We start from the raw sequence: 21,286 nt of genomic DNA, 5'->3' as shown, positions 1-21,286 counted from the left end.
AGTCTCTTGCCAGATCACTGGCCCAAGCCAATGGCCTGGCAACAGACTCCGGTGCTCAATTGCAGAGCTCGCAAAGAAAAAACCGCACGCCGGTAAAGGCAGTGCGGTTTTTCCCGACAAGTAGCGTCGACTGAAACGTCTTAGGCCTGGTGGGCGTTGACGTAGTCGATGGCAGCTTGAACGGTAGTGATCTTCTCGGCTTCTTCGTCAGGGATTTCGGTCTCGAATTCCTCTTCCAGAGCCATCACCAGCTCAACGGTGTCAAGCGAGTCGGCACCCAGGTCTTCAACGAAGGAAGATTCGTTCTTGACTTCCTCTTCCTTGACGCCCAGTTGCTCGGCGACGATTTTCTTGACGCGTTCTTCGATGGTGCTCATACCTAGTTTTCACTCCTAATGGACATATGTCAGGCAGCTGGCCGGTGGACAAGTTTATAGAAAGACGCCTGCTTTTCAAGCGTAACGCGCCTTTCCCAAGGCCACCCGGCCCGCCGTCCGGAATCTGGTTGCAGCTTTATAACGGATTTTAGGCTCCGAGTATGACTCTTTTTTGAAGCGATCCGTCACATTGCATTGCGGTTTTTACATGTACATTCCGCCGTTCACCGGCACGGTTGCGCCAGTGACATAGGCTGCGCCGTCGGAAGCCAGGAAGGAAACCACCTTCGCGATTTCGTCGGCCTGGCCCAGACGGCCCAGCGGAATTTCCTTCTGCAAGGCCTCGCGCTGCGCTTCAGGCAGCTCGCGGGTCATGTCGGTATCGATGAAGCCTGGGGTCACCGAGTTGACGGTGATGCCACGCGAGCCGACTTCACGCGCCAGGGCGCGGCTGAAGCCTTCGAGGCCAGCCTTGGCGGCAGCATAGTTGGCCTGGCCGGCGTTGCCCATGGCACCCACCACCGAACCGATGCTGATGATACGACCCCAGCGTGCCTTGGTCATGCCACGCAGCACACCCTTGGACAGACGGTACAGGCTGTTGAGGTTGGTATCGATCACATCGAACCACTCGTCGTCTTTCATCCGCAGCATCAGGTTGTCGCGGGTGATGCCGGCGTTGTTGACCAGGATGGCCGGCGCGCCAAACTGCTCGGCGATGGCGCCCAGCACCTGCTCGACGGACTCGGCGCTGGTCACGTTCAGTTCCATGCCGGTGCCATTGATGCCGTGCTCTTTCAGGGTGGCGGCGATACGCTCGGCGCCCGGGGCCGAGGTGGCGGTACCGATGACGATGGCGCCCTGACGGCCCAGCTCGAGGGCGATGGCCTGGCCGATACCACGGCTGGCGCCGGTGACCAGTGCGACTTTACCTTGCAGGCTCATGCAAGCTTCTCCGAATTCAGGCCAGCGCCGCGCGGGTGGCAGCGACGGCGTCTGGGGTGTTGAGGTTGTAGGTGGTGACGCCATCGGCGCAACGCTTGTTCAGGCCCGCCAGGACCTTGCCCGGGCCGCACTCGACCAGGTTGACCGCGCCGCGCGCCGCCAGGGCCTGCACGCATTCGACCCAGCGTACCGGCTGGTACAGCTGTGCCAGCAGGTCCTGCTTGAGGGCATCGAGGTCGGCGGCGATGGCGGCGGTGACGTTCTGCACCACCGGGATCTGCGGCGCTTTCCATTCGATGGCGTTGACAGCTTCGGCGAAGCGCTCGGCGGCCGGCTTCATCAGCGCACAGTGCGACGGCACGCTGACCGCCAGCGGCAGGGCGCGCTTGGCGCCGGCCTCTTTGCACAGTTCGATGGCACGATCCACCGCGGCCTTGTTACCGGCGATCACGACCTGGCCTGGCGAGTTGAAGTTCACCGCACTGACCACTTCGTCTTCGGCTGCCTTGGCACAGAGCTCGACCACGACAGCGTCGTCCAGGCCGAGGATCGCGGCCATGGCGCCGTGACCGGCCGGCACGGCCTCCTGCATCAGCTGACCACGACGCTCTACCAGACGCACGGCGTCCTTGAGCGACAGGCTGCCAGCGGCGACCAGCGCGCTGTACTCGCCCAGGCTATGGCCGGCGACGAAGGCCGGTTTCGCGCCACCCTCTTCCAGCCACAGGCGCCACAAGGCGATGGAGGCGGTAAGAATGGCCGGTTGAGTCTTGTCGGTCTGGTTGAGTTGATCTTCCGGACCTTCCTGGACCAGCTTCCACAGGTCGTAGCCCAGAGCCTCGGAGGCTTCCTTGAAGGTCTCGACGATTACCGGCTTTTCAGCGCCGAGCTCGGCGAGCATGCCCAGCGACTGGGAACCTTGACCGGGAAAGACGAATGCGAGGGATGCAGACATTGAACAAGCCCTTATGATCTTGTCGTCGGAAAGTGTGCGTCGAGCCCGAGGCTGAACGCGGAAACTGAAGACTTGGATGTGAACGAAGACCAAGCGGTCACATTTAACCATCTCAAGCCGATTCTGCCTAAAGCAATAAGTCCTCGAGGCGGCCATGCAGGCGCTGCGGCAGGTTCTCCTGGATCTCGATCAGCGCCCGCTGGATCGCACTCTGGAAACCCTGTACACCCGCCGAACCATGGCTCTTGATGACGATGCCCTGCAACCCCAGGAAGCTTGCGCCATTATGTCGCGCCGGCGCCAGGTCGGCCTGCAGGCGCTTGAGCAGCGGCATGGCCAAGGCCCCGGCGGTACGCGCGAGCAGGCCACCCCGGAACAACGCCTCGATGCGCGCACCGATCATGGTCGCCAGCCCCTCGCTGGATTTGAGCAGGATATTGCCGACGAAGCCATCGCAGACCACCACGTCCGCCTCGCCACGGTACAGCCCGTCACCTTCGACGAAGCCGATGTAGTTCAGCCCGCGGGCATTCTGCAGAAGACTGGCGGCCAGCTTGACCTGCTGGTTGCCCTTGATGTCCTCGGTACCGATGTTGAGCAGCGCCACCCGTGGTCGATGGACGCCCAGGGCCTGCGCGGCCACCGAACCCATCACGGCGAACTGGAAGAGGTTCTCGGCACTACAATCGACATTGGCCCCCAGATCGAGCAACTGGCAGTAGCCTGCCTGGGTCGGGATCGCCGCGACCATCGCCGGCCGGTCGATGCCAGGCAGGGTCTTGAGCACGAAACGCGACAGCGCCATGAGCGCGCCAGTATTGCCCGCGCTCACGCAGGCCTGGGCCTTGCCATCACGGACCAGTTCGAGGGCGATGCGCATCGACGAGTCGGGCTTGCCGCGCAACACCTGCGAGGGCCGCTCGTCCATGCCGATCACCTCACTGGCCGCAACAATCTGCAGGCGCGCGCGATCCGCAGCCGACAGGCCACTGACAAGATCTTCGAGGAGGGAGGGTTGACCGACGAGGGTCAGGTGCAGCGAGGGAGTAGCCGAAAGGCAGGCAATGCTAGCCTGGACAATGCTGCGGGGACCGAAGTCCCCGCCCATTGCGTCGATCGCGATGATCTGAGCGGACAAGGATTACTCGTCGGCGCCCTTGTCGATCACTTTGCGACCACGGTATACGCCTTCTGGCGATACGTGGTGACGCAGGTGTACTTCACCGGTGGTTTTCTCTACCGACAGGGCCTCGGCCGACAGGGCGTCGTGCGAACGGCGCATGTCACGGGCAGAGCGGGATTTTTTGTTCTGCTGAACAGCCATAATTGATTAACTCCTAAACGTTTGGGTCACGCTTTAACTGCGCCAATACACTGAACGGGTTGGACCGCGATACCTCGTCCTTGCTCGGTTCGGGCTCATCGGCGCCCGCCGGCTGCTGGCATTCTTCCGGATGATGAGCAGGCACGATCGGCAAGGCGAGCAACAGCTCCTCCTCGACCAGCGCCTGCAGATCCAAAGGATCTTCGCCCAGTTCCAGCACGTCATAGCCTTTCGGCAACGACTGGGTGTTCGCACCCTCCTTCACCACGGCGTATGTACATTCGCTGTGGATCGGCAGGGTGACCAGCTCAAGACAACGCTGGCAAACCATCTTGACCTCGACGTCCAGCTCACTGTGGATAACCACGACGTGCTGTTCATCTCGTTCAAAATCGAACTTCGCCTGCACCGTACCGACATTGTCGGAAAGCGGGTCGCAGAGTCTTTCCAAATCAGCGAGCTGCAGCGAACCTTCGAGGGTTACGCCACGATCAGCCAATTTGCGCGGGTCAACGTGAGGTGGAATCGGGTCATTCAACATAGGCGCAGCATTCTAGGGATGCACCCCCTCCCTGTCAAAGGAAATTAGGTGGCATCTCGCATGTTAGAATTTGGGTCAATTGCCCAGGAGTCTACCATGCTTCCCCTGTTACTGGCTTCCAGCTCTCCCTACCGGCGCGAACTGCTCGCCCGCCTGCGTCTGCCCTTCACCTGGGCAAGCCCCGACCTAGACGAACGGCGCCTGGAAAACGAACCAGCCGTCGAACTGGTCCGACGCCTGGCCCGACAGAAGGCCCAGGCCCTGTCCGGCAGCCACCCCAACCATCTGATCATCGGCTCCGACCAGGTCGCGGTATTGGGCGAGCAGATCCTCGGCAAGCCACACACGTTCGAGCGCGCCTGCGAGCAACTGCTGGAGTGCAGCGGCCAGCAGGTAACCTTCCTGACCGGACTCGCACTCCTGAACAGCGCCACCGGTCAATGCCAGGTCGATTGCGTGCCATTTACCGTGACGATGCGGGAACTGGATCGCGAACGCGTGGAGCGCTATGTGCAGGCAGAACAGCCCCTGGATTGCGCCGGCAGCTTCAAGGCCGAAGGACTGGGCGTCAGCCTGTTCCAGAGCACCCACGGCTGCGATGCCACGAGCCTGATCGGACTGCCACTGATTCGACTGGTGGACATGCTGCACAAAGAAGGCGTACAGGCCCCCTGAAACGCATCGCGGGGCAAGCCCTCCCCCACGAACCGTGGGAGCGAGCTTGCCCCGCGATGACTGTCACGATCAGCGCAACGCAGGCCCCTGGAAGCCCATGTACATGGCGAGACGCTCGGCAACACTGGCACCCAGCCGCTTGGAGAAGCGGTCGAACGGCGAATCCTGCACGGTGAAGTCCACCAGCTCTTTTTCGCCGACGATATCGCGAGCCACGTAATCGACACTGCCCAGGCCATCCACCAAGCCCAGCGCCTTGGCTTGCTCGCCAGACCAGATCAGGCCACTGAACAGCTCGGGATGCTCCTTATCCTTGAGCCGCTCTCCCCGCCCCTGCTTGACCATGGCAATGAACTGGCGGTGCGTGGTATCCAGCACCCCTTGCCAGAATGCGGTCTCCTCAGGCTTCTGCGGCGAGAACGGATCGAGGAACGCCTTGTGTTCGCCCGCCGTATAGGTACGTCGCTCCACGCCAAGCTTGTCCATGGCGCCGACGAAACCATAGCCGGCAGCCGTGACACCGATGGAACCTACCAGGCTGGCCTTGTCGGCATAGATCTCGTCGGCAGCGCTGGCGATGTAGTACGCCCCGGAGGCCCCGAGGTCAGAGATCACCGCATACAGCTTGATGGCCGGGTACTCGGCGCGCAGACGGCGAATCTCGTCATAGACATAGCCCGACTGCACCGGACTGCCACCCGGACTGTTGATGCGCATGACCACGGCCCTGGTCTTCGGATCCTTGAACGCCTCGCGCAGACTCTTGACGATATTGTCGGCACTGGCCGGCTCCTGGTCGGCGATCACCCCGCGCACTTCCACCAGCGCGGTATGACTGGCACCACGCGAAGCCGCCTTGTCGACATCCATCAGCGGCGTGAACAACGCCAGGATGCCGAACAGGTAGACGAAGGTCAGCAGCTTGAAGAAGATCCCCCAGCGCCGCGCTCGACGCTGTTCCTGCACGCCTGCCAGCAAAGTCTTCTCGAGCAGCTTCCAGCTCTTGCGCTCCTCGTCGACCACCTCGGATTCCGGTGCTTTCCACTCGTCTGCCATGCTCACCTACCCTGGAAATTGAAGTGCGCGTCGCCCGCAAGCCATTCGCGCAACTGAGAGAAATGCTCGATGCACACCTGCGGACCGAACTCGACCAGCGCCTGCAGAGACATGGCACCATAGCCGACCGCCACCGAATGCATGCCGGCGTTGCTGGCCATCTGCAAATCGAACGCCGAATCTCCGACCATCAGCGCCCGCCCGGGTTCGACCCGGCAATGCGCGAGGATCTCCTCGAGCATCAGCGGATGTGGCTTGCCTCGGGTCTCGTCGGCAGCCCGGGTAATGTCGAAGTAGCCTTCCCAGCCATTGGCCCTGAGCACCCGATCCAGACCACGCCGGGCCTTGCCAGTGGCCACGGCCAGACGATAGCCCTCATGACGGAACGCTTCCAGCGATTCGACCACACCGTCGAACAGCGGTGAAGGCTGCTGGTCGAGCGCCATGTAGACGTCCGCGTAGTGCTGGCGGAACACGCCGACCTGCCGCGCATCAAGGTGCGGGTAGAGCGTGGCGATCGCCTCGTCCAGGGCCAGGCCGATGATGCCCTTGACCGCCCCATCGTCGCTTTGCGCCTCACCGGCGCGCATGGCCGCCTCAGCCATCGCCTCGACGATGCGCCCAATGGAGTCGGCCAGGGTGCCGTCCCAGTCAAAGATCAGCAGTTCGTAGTTCTTGCTCATGCACTCAGGTCGCGCTCAGGCGCTCCACGGTCTTGGCCCACATTTCATCCACCGGCGCCTCGAGCTTGAGCTCGCCACCATCGGGCAACGGCACGGTGAGCTGATAGGCATGCAGGAACAAGCGCTTGCCGCCCAGCTCGCGAATCTCGCGACTGAAGTCTTCGTCACCGTACTTGCTGTCGCCGGCGATCATGTGCCCGGCGTGCAGGGTGTGCACACGAATCTGGTGAGTGCGCCCGGTGATCGGTCGCGCCTCGACGATGGTGGCGAACTCGCCGAAACGGCGCAGCACACGGAACATCGTCAGCGCGTCCTTGCCCTCTTCGTTCACTTCGACCATACGCTCGCCCGAACGCAGGTTGCTCTTCTGCAGCGGCGCATTGACCTGTTTCTTCGAGGTCGGCCAGTGGCCGCGCACCAGCGCCATGTAGCGCTTGTCGACGCCATCGCCGCGCAGCGCGGCATGCAGGTGGCGCAGCATGCTGCGCTTCTTGGCGATCATCAGCAGGCCGGAGGTGTCGCGATCCAGGCGATGCACCAGCTCAAGCTCCTTGGCATCCGGACGCAACTGGCGCAGCGCCTCGATCACCCCGAAGCTCAGGCCGCTACCGCCATGCACGGCGATACCGGCCGGTTTGTTCATCACGATCAGCGCCTTGTCTTCGTAGACAATGGCCGCTTCCAGGCGCTGCAGCAGCCCCTGGGCCACCGGCGCCGGCTCGTCGCGCTCAGGCAGGCGCACCGGCGGCACCCGCACGATATCGCCGGCCTGGAGCTTGTACTCAGGCTTGATCCGGCCCTTGTTGACCCGCACCTCACCCTTGCGCAGGATGCGGTAGACCAGGGTCTTGGGCACGCCCTTGAGGGCCGTGATGAGGAAATTGTCGATGCGCTGGCCGGCAAGTTCCGGCGCGACTTCGATCAGCTGTACGCCGGAAGTCGGAGGGGTATTGGTCGTCATGGCGGGATCATAACAATTTTTTATGGAATTGAAGCACTTAATCATTGCTGCTATAGTCGCGAACGCCGCCAAAAGCGGCAGGCCAGCGGTACCAGGCTCTGCGCCGGCCCTGACCATCGCAATTCCCGAGGACGCGAGGCCGTCCTACGGGGTGCTCGCCAGTTTAATGAATGCCTGGAATCGCCACCAGCGCTGCGTAGAGAAGACCGAAAAAAAACGACAAGTGCGGTGTTTCACCTGCTTACCCGATTCTTTTCGCCGTACCTCTGCCCGCCCGTCGTTTCCGCGCATTTGGGCGAATGCTCCGGAAATACCTGCCTTGGATATGTTATGGCGCCAGCCCGGAGTCCGGGCTGGCGAAAAATGCAACCCGTTGCGGATTCAGCGCGCGGCAGCACCCGAATTTTCAGGGATACGTGCAGGGTGGAGATGCACAGCCCTCGGACCGTGTGGCACCGCGTCCGGCCAAGGCCCCACTGAGCGGGCAATGAGCGGACAAGGTCCTGAACAGACGCCCTCGTGGCGTCCACGGACGACCGGTTGATTCCTCCTCCTGATTGAGTGCACCAGGCCCGCTCGATCGATTCGGATAACCTTCGAAAAACTCGACAGGTCTTTTGGCACCGCAAAACAGGACGCGTCGTCGCGACAACGGCAGGCTGGGCAACCGGCTGGTGCCGAACGTCGCTGGACACGGGGGTGGCCCGCCACCCTTTGCGCACCTTGGCACCGACCACTGAGAAGTCGTGTGTGCCGAACGCCGTTTCCGGCAGCCCGGAAACCGACGGTACAACATGAAAAGAATGCTGATTAACGCAACTCAACCCGAAGAGTTGCGTGTAGCCCTGGTGGACGGCCAACGCCTCTACGACCTGGACATCGAGTCCGGGGCGCGCGAGCAGAAGAAGGCCAACATCTACAAAGGCAAGATCACCCGGATCGAGCCAAGCCTCGAAGCCGCGTTCGTCGACTTCGGCTCCGAACGTCACGGCTTCCTGCCCCTCAAGGAAATTTCCCGCGAGTACTTCAAGAAGGCCCCCGAAGGCCGCGTCAACATCAAGGAAGTACTGAGCGAAGGCCAGGAAGTCATCGTCCAGGTCGAGAAGGAAGAGCGCGGCAACAAAGGCGCCGCCCTGACCACCTTCATCAGCCTGGCCGGTCGCTACCTGGTGCTGATGCCCAACAACCCGCGCGCCGGTGGCATCTCCCGCCGCATCGAAGGCGAAGAGCGCAACGAACTGCGTGAAGCGCTGAACGGCCTGACCGTTCCGGGCGACATGGGCCTGATCGTGCGCACCGCCGGCCTTGGCCGCAGCAGCGAAGAAATGCAGTGGGACCTCGACTACCTGCTGCAGCTGTGGACCGCCATCAAGGAAGCCTCGCAAGACCGCGTCGCGCCGTTCCTGATCTACCAGGAAAGCAACGTCATCATCCGCGCCATCCGCGACTACCTGCGCCAGGACATCGGCGAAGTGCTGATCGACAGCATCGACGCCCAGGAAGAAGCCCTGACCTTCATCCGCCAGGTGATGCCGCAGTACGCCAGCAAGGTGAAGCTGTACGAAGACAGCGTGCCGCTGTTCAACCGCTTCCAGATCGAAAGCCAGATCGAGACCGCCTTCCAGCGCGTCGTCGACCTGCCGTCCGGCGGCTCGATCGTCATCGACCCGACCGAGGCCCTGGTCTCCATCGACATCAACTCGGCGCGCGCCACCAAGGGCAGCGACATCGAGGAAACCGCCCTGCAGACCAACCTGGAAGCGGCCGAAGAAATCGCCCGCCAGCTGCGCCTGCGCGACATCGGCGGCCTGATCGTCATCGACTTCATCGACATGACCCCGGCCAAGAACCAGCGCGCCGTCGAAGAGCGCGTGCGTGAATGCCTGGAAGCCGACCGCGCCCGCGTGCAGGTAGGCCGCATCTCGCGCTTCGGCCTGCTGGAAATGTCCCGCCAGCGCCTGCGTCCGTCGCTGGGCGAAAGCAGCGGCATCGTCTGCCCGCGCTGCTCCGGTACCGGTATCATCCGTGACGTCGAGTCGCTGTCGCTGGCCATCCTGCGCCTGATCGAGGAAGAAGCCCTGAAGGACCGTACCGCCGAAGTACGTGCCCAGGTGCCGATCCCGGTGGCCGCATTCCTGCTCAACGAGAAACGCAACTCGATCACCAAGATCGAACTGCGCACTCGCGCGCGCATCATCATCCTGCCGAACGATCACCTGGAAACCCCGCACTTCGAAGTCCAGCGCCTGCGCGACGACAACCCGGACGTGCTGAACAACCAGTCCAGCTACGAGATCGCCGCTTCCGAGACCGAAGAGGCACCGCAGCCGACCGCCACCCGCACCCTGGTACGCCAGGAAGCCGCGGTGAAGACCGCGCCAGCCCGCGCCAACGCCCCGGCCCCGACCGCCGAGGAGCCACAGCCGGCCGCCGCACCGGTAGCGTCTGCCGCGCCAAGCGCACCGGAGCCAAGCCTGTTCAAGGGCCTGGTCAAGTCGCTGGTCAGCCTGTTCGCCGGCAAGGACGAACCTGCCGCCGCACCGGCCGTGAGCACCGAGAAGCCCGCCACCGAGCGCCCGGCACGCAACGAAGAGCGCCGCAACGGCCGTCAGCAGAGCCGCAACCGCAACGGCCGCCGCGACGAAGAGCGCAAGCCGCGCGAAGAGCGTAGCGAGCGTGCACCGCGTGAAGAGCGCCAACCACGTGAAGAACGTGCCCCTCGCGAAGAACGCGCCCCACGTGAAGAACGTGCACCGCGCGAAGAGCGTCAGCCACGCCAGCCACGCGAAGACCGTCGCGGCAATCGCGAAGAACGCGTGCGCGAACTGCGCGAGCCGCTGGACGCCGTGCCAGCCGTCGCCCGCGAAGAGCGCCAGCCACGCGAGGAGCGCGCACCACGTGAAGAGCGTGTAGCCCGCGAAGAGCGCAGCCCACGCGAAGAACGCGCGCCACGTGAAGAACGTGCCCCGCGTGAAGAGCGCCAGCCACGTGAAGAACGTGCTCCGCGCGAGGAGCGCGCACCACGCGAAGAACGCGCCCCGCGTGAAGAACGCCAGCCACGTGAAGAGCGCGCACCGCGCGAAGAGCGTCAGCCGCGCCCGCCACGCGAAGAGCGCCAGCCCCGCCCTGACGAGCTGGTTGCCGAGCAGGCCGCCGAACTGAACGAAGAGCAACTGCCGAACGAAGAGCTGCTGCAGGACGAGCAGGAAGGCACCGATGGCGAGCGTCCGCGCCGTCGCTCTCGCGGCCAGCGTCGTCGTAGCAACCGTCGTGAACGCCAGCGCAACGCCAATGGCGAACTGATCGAAGGCGGCGACGACGAAGCCGGCGACGAGCAGCCGCTGCAACAGCACCAGGCTACCGCGCTGGGCGCCGAACTGGCCGCGGGTATCGCCGTCACCGCCGCTGTTGCCACCAGCAACATCAGCGCCGAGGCCGAGGCCGAAGCCAACCAGCAGGCCGAGCGCGCCACCGAGGTGGTCGAGCAAGCCCAGGTCGAGACCGTCGAGGTCGTCAGCGAGCAGATCGAGATCGCCCCAGTGGTCGAGCAGCCGATCAGCGAGCCCGTCGCAGCCGTCGAGTCGAGCATCGAGCCGGTGGTCGAGGTCGCACCTCAGCCAGCAGTTGAAGAGACCGTCGCCGAGCAGCCTGCTGCCGTTGCCGAAGCACCTGTGGAACCTGTGGCGGCCGAACAGGCCCCAGTGGTGGACGCAAGCGAAATCGAGCAGGCACAGGTCGCTGAAGTGACTGCAGTCGAAGCACCGGCCGCCGAGCAACCCGCTCCGGTCGCCGAAGCCCAGCCTGAAGTGGTCGAAGCCCCTGTGGCCGAGCCTGCTCCAGCAGTTGCCGAGCCGACTCCGGTCGAAGCGCCGGTCGAGCCGTCAACCGTCATGCTGTCCAACGGCCGCGCGCCGAACGACCCACGTGAAGTGCGTCGCCGCAAGCGTGAAGCCGAAGCCGCCGCAGCAGCTGCACAGGCCGCCGCCCAGGCAGCCCCGGCTGAAGCCCTGGCAACCGCCGAAGAGCACAAGCCTCATCACGGTTGATAGCAACGGCTGAATGAAAAAGCCCCGCCAGTGCGAACTGGCGGGGCTTTTTCTTTGCTGCTGTCAGGTAAGTCGTTAGGGTCTGTACGAAAAGTCTTGAGACGCAGGTCAGGCAAGGCGAAAACAGCCGAGGAACGGTCGGAGTCGCGCACGACTGTACTGGAGTACATGAGCATTCCGAGGCTGTTTTCAACGCAGCATGAACAAGTATCAAGGCTTTTCGTACAGACCCTAGCAGTGCCTGGCACCGACTTCGTCGGTGATAGCGGGTCAGTACAGGTTCGGCTCCATCTCCAGCGCCACCCCGAACCGTTCGAGGATGTCCGCCTGGATGCGCTGCGCCAAGGCGTGCAACTGCGCCCCGCTCGCCTGGCCATAATTGACCAGCACCAAGGACTGCAAACGGTGCACGCCGGCATCGCCCTCACGATAGCCCTTCCAGCCCGCCTGCTCGATCAGCCAGCCCGCCGCCAGCTTCACCTGGCCGTCGGCCTGCGGGTAAGCCACCACGCCCGGGAACTGCTCACGAATACGCTCGGCCACCGCCACCGGCACCACCGGATTCTTGAAGAAACTCCCAGCATTGCCCAGCTCCGCAGGATCCGGCAGCTTCTCTCGGCGAATGCTGCAGATCGCCTCGCTGATCGCCTTGGCCGTCGGTTGCTCGATCCCCTGCTCCAGCAGGCGCTGACGCACCGGCCCATAGTCCAGGTGTGCCTGCAACGAACGACTGAGGGCGAAGCGCACGCGCAAGATCAGCCAACGCCCCGGATTGCGCTTGAACACGCTGTCACGGTAGGCGAACGCGCATTCGGCCAAGGAGAAGTCACGCAGTTCACCGGTTTCACGATCCAGCGCGGTCAACCCGGCGAACACATCCTTGATCTCCACGCCATAGGCGCCGACATTCTGCATCGGCGCTGCACCGACCGTGCCGGGGATCAGGCTGAGGTTCTCCAGCCCGCACAGGCCCTGGTCGAGACTCCACTGCACGAAGGCGTGCCAGGGCTCGCCGGCTTGCGCCTCGACCACCACTCGCTCCCCGTCATCGCCAAGCAGGCGACGGCCACGACTGGCCATGTGCAGCACCAGGGCATCGATATCGCGGGTCAACAGCAGATTGCTACCGCCACCGATGACCAGCACCGGCAGTTGCCGCTCGCTGGCCAGAGACAGCGCCCGACGCACTTCGTCATCGTCATGGGCCTGGACGAAGTAACGCGCGCGGACATCGATGCCGAATGTGTTGTAGGGCTTGAGCGATACGTGCTCCTGCCAATTCGCCGTCATAGCCGCCCCTTGATTTCCACGACCAGCTCGCTGCAGGCCGCCTCGATCAGGTCCAGGACCTGCTCGAAGCCTTCAGCGCCGCCGTAGTAAGGGTCGGGCACTTCGTCCAGGACCGCACCATAGCGGCGCAGGAACAGGTCGAGCTCACCCGTGGCATTGTGCGGTCGCAAGGCCTGCAGATTGCCCAGGTTGCTCTTGTCCATCGCCAGGATCAGGTCGTACTCATTGAAATGGGCTGCCTTGACCTGCTGCGCGCGCTGGCGCGACAAGTCGTAGCCACGCGCCAGCGCGGCCTTGCAGGTACGGCTGTCGGGGGCCTTGCCCACGTGCCAGTCGCCGGTACCGGCCGACGCTACATGGACCACCTCGCCCAGCCCCGCGGCCTGCAACTGGTGGCGCAGCACCCCCTCTGCGGTGGGCGAACGGCAGATATTGCCGAGACAGACGAACAGGACGCGCATCAGGCCTCCAGCAAGCGCCTTACGCGCTCCAGGTCTTCAGGGGTATCGACACCCACGGCCGGTGCCTCGATGGCATCGGCGACATGAATGCGCACGCCGTGCCACAGGGCACGCAATTGCTCCAGTGCCTCGGTCTGCTCGAGCCAGCACGGCCCCCAGCCGACGAAGTCCTGGAGGAAGCCGACACGGTAGGCGTACATGCCGATATGGCGGCGGTACGGCACGCCCTCCGGCAACTGGTCGCGGTCCTTGGCGAAGGCATCGCGGGCCCAGGGCAGCGGTGCGCGGCTGAAGGTCAGGGCCAGTCCGTGCTTGTCGCTGGTGACCTTGACCGCGTTAGGGTTGAACACGCTCTGCGGCTCATGGATCGGCTCGGCCAGAGTGGCGATGCCGGCCTCGGGATGCGCGGCGAGGTTGGCCGCGACCTGGTCGATGATCACCGGCGGGATCAGCGGCTCGTCGCCCTGTACGTTGACCACGATGGCATCGGCAGCCAGGCCCAGCTGGGCGGCGACCTCGGCCAGGCGATCGGTGCCCGACTCATGGTCGGCACGGGTCATCAGCACCTCGGCGCCGAACCCCTGGCAAGCTTCCACGATGCTGGCATCGTCAGTGGCGATGACCACGCGGGAAGCACCGCTCTTGCGCGCCTGCTCCCAGACGTGCTGGATCATCGGCTTGCCGGCGATCGACAGCAACGGCTTGCCCGGCAAGCGCGTGGAGCGCAGCCGGGCAGGAATCACCACGGTGAAATCCAGGCTCATTTGTCCAGACGCTCTTCGTCGGTCAGGGTGCGCGCCTCGCTCTCCAGCATCACCGGGATGCCGTCGCGGATCGGATAGGCCAGGCCCGCCCCCTTGCTGATCAGTTCGGTCTTGTCGGCGCTGAGCTTGAGTGGGCCTTTGGTGATCGGGCAAGCCAGGATGTCGAGCAGTTTGGTGTCCATGGAGGTTTCCTAGAGGCCAATGGCCGGAAAATGAAAAAGGCTCAGGGCCGGGGACGGCCAGGCAACAGACGGTCGAGCTGCACGTCGAACCAGGCGCGGAACGCCGGCGACGGCACAGCGTCGACAGCCAGGTACCACCAGTCGTCAGCAGCGAATGGTCGGCATTTCACCGCATCTTTTTCGGTCATCACCAGCGGCAGCGATGGGCTGAACGACAGCACCTCGCGGCTGTACGGCGCATGATCGGCGAACGGATGCGGCACCGGCTGCCAGTTTAGCCCCAGCAGGGTGTTGAAGAAACGTTGAGGGTTGCCGATGCCAGCCACGGCGTGCAACGCCTGGCCAGCGGGAAACAGGTCAAGCTCGCGGCGTTCGCCGCTGCGCAGGTTGATCAGGGCCGAGGGCTGCAGGTGGAAGGCAAAGCCGTCGTCACGATCAGCCTCGGCGCCGTTGAACAACACCGCATCGACAGCGTCCAGGCGTTCGACCGGCTCGCGCAGCGGACCGGCCGGCAGGCAGCGGCGGTTACCCAGGCCACGGGCGGCGTCGATCAGCACCAGCTCCAGGTCACGCCCCAGGCGGTAGTGCTGCATGCCGTCGTCGCAGAGGATCAGGTCCGGCGCATCACTGGCCAGCAACGCCTGCACGGCACGGGAGCGGTCAGGGTCGATCACCAGCGGCACGCCGGTGCGCTGGACGATCAGCAAGGGTTCGTCGCCGGCCTGATCGGCCGACTGGTCGGCAGCGACGCGCCACGGATACTCAGGGGGCTTGGCGCCATAGCCACGACTGACCACGCCGACCTTGAGCCCCTGCTGACGGCAGTGCTCGATCAGCCAGAGGATCATCGGCGTCTTGCCGGTACCACCGACAGTGATGTTGCCTACCACGATCACGGGTACCGGGGCACGGTAGCTGGCGCTCTCGCCGCTGACAAAACGCGCGCGCTTGCGCATTACCACCCGGCGGTACAGGGCCTCCAGGGGACGCAACAGCGCCAGCGCCGGATGCCCGGTGTACCAGGCGGCGAGCAGACGGTCGGCGAAAGCCATCAGGGATTGCCCTGCGCAGCCTCGACGGTGGTCATGCGCAACTTGCTGAAGCCGAGCTTGCCGGCCGCGTCCATTGCGGTGATCACAGCCTGGTGCGGGGTCTTGCCGTCGGCACTGATGGCCAGTGGCAGGGTGATGTCGCCAGCGGACTCCTTCTCGATCGCCTCGCTCAGGGTCGCCAGGTCGCTCTTGGGCAGCAGATGGTTGTTCACCGAGTACACGCCGTCGGCGCTGATGGTGATTTCCACCAGTTTGCCCTGGTCGGCCGGCGCCTGCTCGGCGCTCGCGGCCTCGGGCAGCTCGACACGCAACTGGGTCTCGCGGGTGAAGGTGGTGGTGACCACGAAGAACAGCAGCAGCACGAACACCACGTCGATCAGCGATGCCAGGTTGATGTCGACGCTTTCGCGCTGGCGGTTGCGCCGGAACTTCACGCCTTGCCTCCGGCCACTTCCACTTCGCGGTCGCCCTGCAGCACCTCGACCAGCTTGATCGCCTCCTGCTCCATGCCCACCACCAGCTCATCGATGCGGCGCAGCAGGAAGCGGTGGAAGAACACTGCCGGGATACCGACCATCAGGCCGGCTGCGGTGGTGACCAGGGCCTTGGAGATACCGCCGGCCAGCACGGCGGCGTTGGCGGTCATCTGCGAGCCCATAAAGGCGCTGAAGATGTCGATCATGCCCAGCACGGTACCCAGCAGGCCCAGCAGCGGGGCCATGGCAGCGATGGTGCCGAGGGTGCTGATATAGCGCTCGAGCTCGTGAATGACCCGCGAGGCGGCCTCTTCGATGCACTCCTTCATGATCTCGCGACCATGACGCGAGTTGGCCAGGCCGGCGGCGAGGATCTCGCCCAGCGGCGAATCGGCGCGCAGGGCCTTGAGTTTGTCACTGGTCAGTTGCTTGTCCTTGATCCACATCCACACCTGGCCCAGCAGGTGCGGCGGGCTGACACGGCTGGCACGCAGGGTCCACAGGCGCTCGACGACGATCGCCATGGCGGCGATGGAGCTCAGGATGATCGGCAGCATCATCCAGCCACCAGACTTGACCAATTCCCACACAGTAAGCATCCCCTCGGAAAAAGGCCGCCACTTTACCATAGGCACGCGGGGGGCTCATCTGCCGGAGGTCAGGGAATCGCACGGCAGGCTGACGGCACAGAGATCAACGCTGCGATCTGAAATCGCGCGGGCGCGGGCTTGCCTCGCAAACGGTGCCCGCCATCGCTGGCGCATCAAGTTTCTACGCGCCAGCGTAGCTCAACCATTGCGCAATACGTGCCGGGGCTACTCTTCCTGGGATCGCCAGAAGCGCCGCTGCGCCCGCGTACCCAGCACTTCACCATGACTGCCCAGGCGCAATCGCAACGCCCCCTCGAGCGCCGTGTCATGCACCTGCACCCCATGCCGTCGATAGCGCTCGAGCACCCTCGGATGTGGGTGCCCGAACGCATTGCCACGCCCTCGCGAGATCATCACCCCGCGCGGCGCCAGCGCCTTGATGAACGGCTCGGTCGACGAGGTACGACTGCCATGGTGCGGCGACTGCAGCCAGTCGATACGCGGGTCCTCCCGGCCCTGCAGCCAGCGCCGCTCCGCCTCGGCCTCCATGTCGCCGGCCAACAGCAGGCGCTCGCCATTGGCAACCACTCGCAGCACGCAAGAGCGCTCGTTGCTCGAAGGTCCCTGCGGCCAATGCCACAGCTCGAAGTCAACGCCATCCCAGTGCCAGCGCTCGCCGCTGCGACAGCGCTCGGCAGGCTCCAGCCCCTTGAGCTCACCCACCAGCACCCGCGCCACCGGTAGCCCCCGACGCAGCGCCGCCGCTCCGCCGGCATGGTCGGCGTGGGCATGGCTGATCAACATCAGGTCCAGGCGCTTCACGCCAAGCTTGCGCAGGGTCGGCAGCACCACGCTCTCCCCCAGGTCGCTGCCGCCCAGGGCCGGGCCGGCGTCATACAGCAACGCGTGGTGACGGGTCCGCAACAACACCGCCAGCCCCTGCCCGACATCCAGTTGCCAGAGCTCCGCCTGGCCATGGGGTACTTGCTCGCGCGGCACCCACAGCGCCAGCAGCAAGACCATGCCCGGCAGCCGCAGCGGCACGCCACGGGGCAGCAGGACCAGCAGAGCCCCCAACGCGACCAGGCTCCAGGCCCAGGGCGGCAACGGCTCCGGCAGCCACGCCGGCAACCACCCAGCAACCTGCGCCAGCAGACGGAACAGCCCGTCCAGGGACAACCCCGCCAACCACAGCAAGCCCTCCCCCACGCCAGGCACCGGCAGCAGCGCAGTACCAAGCAGTGCCGGCGGCAACACTGCAAAGCTGATCCAGGGTACCGCCAGCAGATTGACCAGCGGCGCGCTCAGGCTCACCGGCAAGCCCAGCGCCAGCAGCGCCGGCAACAACCCCAGGGCGATCACCCACTGGGCACGACTCCACGCCTGCCAAGGCCGCCAGGCTCCCAGCCGCGCCGAGAAACACAGCACCAGCACCGCCACCGCCGCGAACGATAGCCAGAAACCTGGCAACAGGCTGGCCAGCGGCTCGACCAGCAACACACCGAGCAGCGCCAGCAGCAAGGGCAGCCCGGCGCCGATATGGCGAAAACGCAGGCGCCAGAGCAAGACCACCGCCAGCATCAGACAGGCTCGCTGTACCGGCACGCCGAACCCGGCCAACCCGCCATAGCCCAATGCCGCGGCCATGGCCAGGCCACACGCCCAGGGCAGCCAGGGCCAGCGCGCCGGCCAGATACCCAGACGAGCCAGGCCGGCCACCAGGCCATACACCAATCCCGCCAGCAAACCGATGTGCTGCCCTGAAATGACCAGCAGATGCACCGTGCCGGTGGCCTGCAGGGTTTGCCAGTCCTGGCGTGCCAGCCCCGCACCATCGCCCAGCACCAAGGCCACCAGCATAGCCTCCCGCCCCTGTGCATCCACGGCCTGCAAACGCCGGCGCAAGTCATCGCGCCATCCCGTCGCAGACGCCTCAAGACGCTCGCCGGCCTTGACCGTCCCTGTCGCACCGATACGTCGTGCCAGCAGCAAGGCTTCACGATCCGGACCATGGGGATTGAGCAAGCCATGCGGCCGCCGCAGGCTGACCGCCAGACGCCAGCGCTCCCCTGCACGCAGTTCGGGACCGGCAAACCAGTTCAGTTGCAGGCGCTGTGGCAATGCTGCCCGGCGCGACGCCGGCTGCTCCAGCTCGAAACGCACACCGCGCTCGGTACGCGCCGGCAGCCCCATCACCCGCCCCTCCAGCCACAGGGTGCGGCCGTCCAGGGAGGCAGCAAGGCGATCGTCGAGCACCTGTTGCGCCGAGCCACAGGCCCAGCACAGCCCCAACAGAAACACACCCAGCGGCCAGCCGCGGCTCATCAGGCAGCCAAGGGCGAGCAACAGCAGGACTGCCAGCCACCCGACCGATGGCAGGGTCGGCAGCAAACGCAGGCTCAACAGCCCAAGTGCGAGCGCAAACATCCCTGTGCGCATGAGATAGAGCTCCAGAAGCGAAAACGACCTCTGAGGCTTAGTCGATTGGGGGGGAAATCCTGCTAATCAATTGTCACAAACTCTGAACGAGGCTGCGCTTCAATAAAGGCATACTGACGCCCTTCAACCCTGCGGGGAGCCCACATGCCGCGCCGTCTGTTCAAACGCTACATGCCGGACCCGACCAGCATCCGCGAACACAAGTCCTTACGCTTTTTCGGCACGCTGCTGCACGATGCCAACCTCTGGCACCTGAACCGCCACTCGGTGGCGCGGGCCATGGGCGTCGGCCTGTTTGCCGCGCTGATCCCCATCCCCATGCAGATGCTGCTGGCCGCCGCCCTGGCCATTGCGCTGCGCGGCAACCTGCCGATTGCCGTGAGCCTGGTATGGCTGACCAATCCACTGACCATGCCACCGGTGTTCTTCGCCACCTACATGACCGGCGCCTGGCTGATGCAGGTACCGCCCCGCACGCTGCCCGAGACGATCACCGTCGACTGGGTCACCGACCAGTTGGCGACGATCTGGCAACCGTTCCTGCTGGGTTCGCTGGTGTGCGGGGTGGTGCTCGGCGTGCTCGGCTACTTCACCACCCAGTGGTACTGGCGCTGGTGGGTGGGCCGGCAATGGCGCCGTCGCCAGTGCCGCTGCACACCCGCCCGGGACTCACGCACGCATGCCGCGGCCGCTGACCAGCAAGCGCACGCACAGTACGTAGAGCACGGCGGTAGCCACCAGCATGAAGGTGATCGCGGTGCCGATGCTGATGTCCGACACGCCCAGGATGCCGTAGCGGAACGAGTTGACCATGTGCAGCACGGGGTTGGCCAGCGACACGGTCTGCCAGAACGGCGGCAGTAGGTTGATCGAGTAGAACACCCCGCCCAGGTAGGTCAGCGGTGTCAGCACGAAGGTGGGGATGATCGAGATATCGTCGAAGTTGCGCGCGAATACCGCGTTGACGAAGCCCAGCAGCGAGAAGATGGTCGCGGTCAGCAGCACCACGATGACGGTCACGCCCAGGTGGTGCACCTGCAACTGGGTGAAGAACAGCGACAGGATCGTCACGATCACCCCCACTGCCAGGCCGCGCAACACGCCGCCCAGCACATAGCCGACGAGAATGGTGTGCGGCGATACCGGCGACACCATCAGTTCCTCGATCGAGCGCTGGAACTTGCTGCCGAAGAAGCTCGACACCACGTTGCCGTAGGAGTTGGTGATCACCGACATCATGATCAGGCCCGGGACGATGTACTCCATGTAGGTGAAGCCGCCCATGTCGCCGATCTGCCGGCCGATCAGGTTACCGAAGATCACGAAGTACAGGACCATGGTGATCGCCGGCGGCAGCAGGGTCTGCGGCCAGATCCGCAGGAAACGCCGCACTTCGCGGTAGACGATGGTATTCAGGGCGACCCAGTTGGTGCGCAGTTCCACACTCATACGGCCACCTTCGACAGGTTCTTTTCCACCAGGGACACGAACAGTTCCTCGAGTCGGTTGGTCTTGTTGCGCAAGCTCTGCACCTCGATGTTCTTCAGCGCCAGCTGGCCGAACAGTGCAGTGATGCCGATGTCCTTGTCCACCTGTACCTCGAGGGTATGCGGGGTGATCAGCCGGCATGGATAGCCTTGCAGCTCAGGGGCGGCAGGCAGGTCGTGCTTGAGGTCGAGGACGAAGGTCTCGACGTGCAGCTTGCCCAGCAACTGGCGCATGCTGGTGTTCTCGACGATGGTGCCGTGGTCGATGATGCCGATGTTGCGGCACAGCTGCTCGGCCTCCTCGAGGTAGTGGGTGGTGAGGATGATGGTGATGCCTTTCTGGTTGAGCTCGGTGAGGAAGCTCCACATGGAACGGCGCAGCTCGATGTCGACCCCGGCGGTCGGTTCGTCGAGGATCAGCAGGCGCGGCTCGTGGATCAGCGCCCGGGCGATCATCAGGCGACGCTTCATGCCGCCGGACAGCGAGCGCGACGGCACGTCGCGCTTGTCCCACAAGCCCAGCTGGGTCAGGTACTGCTCGGCGCGTTCCTTGGCCACCTTGGGCGGGATGCCGTAGTAGCCGGCCTGGGTCACGACGATGTCGAAGGTCTTCTCGAACTGGTTGAAGTTGAATTCCTGGGGCACCACGCCCAGGCAGCGCTTGAGCGCGGCCGGCTCGCGGTCCAGGTCATGGCCGAACACATTGACCGTGCCGCTGGTCTTGTTCACCAGGGTCGAGAGGATGCCGATGGTGGTGGACTTGCCGGCGCCGTTGGGGCCAAGCAAGGCAAAGAAGTCACCTTCGGCGACGTCCAGGTCGATGCCCTTGAGGGCCTGGAAACCGTTGCCGTAGGTCTTGGTCAGCTGTCGGATGGACAGGGCGGAACTCATGGCGGGTCAGGTACCGATTTGAAAGGGTTCAGGACACGCCAGGCAACGTCACTGGCGCAGTGAATGCGGCCATGGTGCAAGGGCTGGCCGC

General features: G+C 64.6%; 21 protein-coding genes and 1 pseudogene. 3 read left to right on the top strand and 19 right to left on the bottom strand.

Annotation, left to right across the window (positions count from 1 at the left end):
- Window positions 1-140 precede the first annotated feature (140 nt).
- The 6 genes from acpP to F3J43_RS07385 form a co-directional block, all read right to left on the bottom strand.
- The gene (acpP, locus tag F3J43_RS07410) at window positions 141-377 is read right to left on the bottom strand and encodes an acyl carrier protein (protein ID WP_110972222.1); all 237 of its coding nucleotides are present in this window, start codon (window positions 375-377) and stop codon (window positions 141-143) included.
- A 204-nt stretch (window positions 378-581) separates the two neighbouring features.
- Complete coding sequence (gene fabG / locus F3J43_RS07405; protein ID WP_166884241.1) at window positions 582-1,322, bottom strand: 3-oxoacyl-ACP reductase FabG; 741 nt, start codon at window positions 1,320-1,322, stop codon at window positions 582-584.
- A gap of 16 nt (window positions 1,323-1,338) precedes the next feature.
- Window positions 1,339-2,277, bottom strand: coding sequence for an ACP S-malonyltransferase (gene fabD / locus F3J43_RS07400; protein ID WP_166884238.1), 939 nt, complete (start codon window positions 2,275-2,277; stop codon window positions 1,339-1,341).
- 127 nt (window positions 2,278-2,404) lie between these two features.
- Entirely contained in the window at window positions 2,405-3,415 is a 1,011-nt protein-coding gene (plsX, locus tag F3J43_RS07395) for a phosphate acyltransferase PlsX (protein ID WP_166884235.1), read from the bottom strand.
- 3 nt (window positions 3,416-3,418) lie between these two features.
- Window positions 3,419-3,601, bottom strand: coding sequence for a 50S ribosomal protein L32 (rpmF, locus tag F3J43_RS07390; RefSeq protein WP_134693112.1), 183 nt, complete (start codon window positions 3,599-3,601; stop codon window positions 3,419-3,421).
- A gap of 13 nt (window positions 3,602-3,614) precedes the next feature.
- On the bottom strand, window positions 3,615-4,142 hold the full coding sequence (locus F3J43_RS07385; RefSeq protein ID WP_166884233.1) for a YceD family protein: 528 nt from the start codon (window positions 4,140-4,142) through the stop codon (window positions 3,615-3,617).
- A gap of 96 nt (window positions 4,143-4,238) precedes the next feature.
- Between F3J43_RS07385 and F3J43_RS07380 the strand changes: the two genes are divergently transcribed.
- The gene (locus tag F3J43_RS07380) at window positions 4,239-4,817 is read left to right on the top strand and encodes a Maf family protein (RefSeq protein ID WP_166884231.1); all 579 of its coding nucleotides are present in this window, start codon (window positions 4,239-4,241) and stop codon (window positions 4,815-4,817) included.
- Window positions 4,818-4,886: 69 nt separating this feature from the next.
- Here F3J43_RS07380 and F3J43_RS07375 read toward each other — a convergent pair whose 3' ends face one another.
- The 3 genes from F3J43_RS07375 to rluC are packed head-to-tail and all read right to left on the bottom strand — an operon-like array spanning window position 4,887 to window position 7,517.
- Window positions 4,887-5,873: a S49 family peptidase gene (locus F3J43_RS07375; RefSeq protein WP_166884228.1), complete on the bottom strand. Its 987-nt coding sequence runs from the start codon at window positions 5,871-5,873 to the stop codon at window positions 4,887-4,889.
- Window positions 5,874-5,875: 2 nt separating this feature from the next.
- Complete coding sequence (locus tag F3J43_RS07370; protein WP_166884226.1) at window positions 5,876-6,556, bottom strand: HAD family hydrolase; 681 nt, start codon at window positions 6,554-6,556, stop codon at window positions 5,876-5,878.
- Window positions 6,557-6,560: 4 nt separating this feature from the next.
- Complete coding sequence (gene rluC / locus F3J43_RS07365) at window positions 6,561-7,517, bottom strand: 23S rRNA pseudouridine(955/2504/2580) synthase RluC (RefSeq protein ID WP_166884224.1); 957 nt, start codon at window positions 7,515-7,517, stop codon at window positions 6,561-6,563.
- A gap of 794 nt (window positions 7,518-8,311) precedes the next feature.
- On the opposite strand from rluC, the gene rne reads away from it, so the two are divergent.
- Window positions 8,312-11,563, top strand: a complete 3,252-nt coding sequence (rne, locus tag F3J43_RS07360; protein WP_166884222.1) for a ribonuclease E — start codon at window positions 8,312-8,314, stop codon at window positions 11,561-11,563.
- Between the two features lie 270 nt (window positions 11,564-11,833).
- Here rne and murB read toward each other — a convergent pair whose 3' ends face one another.
- From murB to F3J43_RS07320, 8 genes are all read right to left on the bottom strand, one after another.
- Window positions 11,834-12,853, bottom strand: coding sequence for a UDP-N-acetylmuramate dehydrogenase (gene murB, locus F3J43_RS07355; protein ID WP_166884220.1), 1,020 nt, complete (start codon window positions 12,851-12,853; stop codon window positions 11,834-11,836).
- Entirely contained in the window at window positions 12,850-13,314 is a 465-nt protein-coding gene (locus tag F3J43_RS07350) for a low molecular weight protein-tyrosine-phosphatase (protein ID WP_166884218.1), read from the bottom strand. The genes murB and F3J43_RS07350 overlap by 4 nt, the downstream gene beginning before the upstream one ends.
- Window positions 13,314-14,072 (bottom strand): 3-deoxy-manno-octulosonate cytidylyltransferase, encoded by a 759-nt coding sequence (gene kdsB / locus F3J43_RS07345; RefSeq protein ID WP_205297707.1) that lies wholly within the window; start codon window positions 14,070-14,072, stop codon window positions 13,314-13,316. Before kdsB ends, F3J43_RS07350 begins: the two co-directional genes overlap by 1 nt.
- A gap of 2 nt (window positions 14,073-14,074) precedes the next feature.
- Window positions 14,075-14,260 (bottom strand): Trm112 family protein, encoded by a 186-nt coding sequence (locus F3J43_RS07340; protein ID WP_011532874.1) that lies wholly within the window; start codon window positions 14,258-14,260, stop codon window positions 14,075-14,077.
- A 41-nt stretch (window positions 14,261-14,301) separates the two neighbouring features.
- The gene (gene lpxK, locus F3J43_RS07335) at window positions 14,302-15,312 is read right to left on the bottom strand and encodes a tetraacyldisaccharide 4'-kinase (protein ID WP_166884214.1); all 1,011 of its coding nucleotides are present in this window, start codon (window positions 15,310-15,312) and stop codon (window positions 14,302-14,304) included.
- Window positions 15,312-15,746, bottom strand: a complete 435-nt coding sequence (pocB, locus tag F3J43_RS07330) for a flagellar polar localization protein PocB (protein WP_166884211.1) — start codon at window positions 15,744-15,746, stop codon at window positions 15,312-15,314. Before pocB ends, lpxK begins: the two co-directional genes overlap by 1 nt.
- Window positions 15,743-16,387: a flagellar polar localization protein PocA gene (pocA, locus tag F3J43_RS07325; protein ID WP_205297695.1), complete on the bottom strand. Its 645-nt coding sequence runs from the start codon at window positions 16,385-16,387 to the stop codon at window positions 15,743-15,745. Before pocA ends, pocB begins: the two co-directional genes overlap by 4 nt.
- A 216-nt stretch (window positions 16,388-16,603) precedes the next feature.
- Complete coding sequence (locus F3J43_RS07320; protein ID WP_205297694.1) at window positions 16,604-18,805, bottom strand: DNA internalization-related competence protein ComEC/Rec2; 2,202 nt, start codon at window positions 18,803-18,805, stop codon at window positions 16,604-16,606.
- Between the two features lie 156 nt (window positions 18,806-18,961).
- Between F3J43_RS07320 and F3J43_RS24025 the strand changes: the two are divergent.
- Window positions 18,962-19,441 (top strand): annotated as a pseudogene (locus F3J43_RS24025) (DUF2062 domain-containing protein); the annotation flags it as partial.
- Between the two features lie 45 nt (window positions 19,442-19,486).
- Here the strand turns inward: F3J43_RS24025 and F3J43_RS07310 are convergent.
- Together F3J43_RS07310 and F3J43_RS07305 are read right to left on the bottom strand one after the other, a co-directional pair.
- Entirely contained in the window at window positions 19,487-20,266 is a 780-nt protein-coding gene (locus tag F3J43_RS07310; protein ID WP_166884205.1) for an ABC transporter permease, read from the bottom strand.
- Window positions 20,263-21,195, bottom strand: a complete 933-nt coding sequence (locus tag F3J43_RS07305; RefSeq protein ID WP_166884203.1) for an ABC transporter ATP-binding protein — start codon at window positions 21,193-21,195, stop codon at window positions 20,263-20,265. Before F3J43_RS07305 ends, F3J43_RS07310 begins: the two co-directional genes overlap by 4 nt.
- Between the last annotated feature and the right edge of the window lie 91 nt (window positions 21,196-21,286).

Source organism: Pantoea sp. Cy-639 (assembly GCF_011752525.1).
GTDB lineage: Bacteria > Pseudomonadota > Gammaproteobacteria > Pseudomonadales > Pseudomonadaceae > Aquipseudomonas.
This window is presented reverse-complemented; position numbering and strand designations above follow the sequence as displayed.

Coding starts and splice junctions, on each gene's coding strand:
- acpP (WP_110972222.1), bottom strand. CDS start 377: ATGAGCACCATCGAAGAACGCGTCAAGAAAATCGTCGCCGAGCAACTG.
- fabG (WP_166884241.1), bottom strand. CDS start 1,322: ATGAGCCTGCAAGGTAAAGTCGCACTGGTCACCGGCGCCAGCCGTGGT.
- fabD (WP_166884238.1), bottom strand. CDS start 2,277: ATGTCTGCATCCCTCGCATTCGTCTTTCCCGGTCAAGGTTCCCAGTCG.
- rpmF (WP_134693112.1), bottom strand. CDS start 3,601: ATGGCTGTTCAGCAGAACAAAAAATCCCGCTCTGCCCGTGACATGCGC.
- F3J43_RS07385 (WP_166884233.1), bottom strand. CDS start 4,142: ATGTTGAATGACCCGATTCCACCTCACGTTGACCCGCGCAAATTGGCT.
- F3J43_RS07380 (WP_166884231.1), top strand. CDS start 4,239: ATGCTTCCCCTGTTACTGGCTTCCAGCTCTCCCTACCGGCGCGAACTG.
- F3J43_RS07375 (WP_166884228.1), bottom strand. CDS start 5,873: ATGGCAGACGAGTGGAAAGCACCGGAATCCGAGGTGGTCGACGAGGAG.
- F3J43_RS07370 (WP_166884226.1), bottom strand. CDS start 6,556: ATGAGCAAGAACTACGAACTGCTGATCTTTGACTGGGACGGCACCCTG.
- rluC (WP_166884224.1), bottom strand. CDS start 7,517: ATGACGACCAATACCCCTCCGACTTCCGGCGTACAGCTGATCGAAGTC.
- rne (WP_166884222.1), top strand. CDS start 8,312: ATGAAAAGAATGCTGATTAACGCAACTCAACCCGAAGAGTTGCGTGTA.
- murB (WP_166884220.1), bottom strand. CDS start 12,853: ATGACGGCGAATTGGCAGGAGCACGTATCGCTCAAGCCCTACAACACA.
- F3J43_RS07350 (WP_166884218.1), bottom strand. CDS start 13,314: ATGCGCGTCCTGTTCGTCTGTCTCGGCAATATCTGCCGTTCGCCCACC.
- F3J43_RS07340 (WP_011532874.1), bottom strand. CDS start 14,260: ATGGACACCAAACTGCTCGACATCCTGGCTTGCCCGATCACCAAAGGC.
- lpxK (WP_166884214.1), bottom strand. CDS start 15,312: ATGGCTTTCGCCGACCGTCTGCTCGCCGCCTGGTACACCGGGCATCCG.
- pocA (WP_205297695.1), bottom strand. CDS start 16,387: ATGCTTACTGTGTGGGAATTGGTCAAGTCTGGTGGCTGGATGATGCTG.
- F3J43_RS07320 (WP_205297694.1), bottom strand. CDS start 18,805: ATGTTTGCGCTCGCACTTGGGCTGTTGAGCCTGCGTTTGCTGCCGACC.
- F3J43_RS07310 (WP_166884205.1), bottom strand. CDS start 20,266: ATGAGTGTGGAACTGCGCACCAACTGGGTCGCCCTGAATACCATCGTC.
- F3J43_RS07305 (WP_166884203.1), bottom strand. CDS start 21,195: ATGAGTTCCGCCCTGTCCATCCGACAGCTGACCAAGACCTACGGCAAC.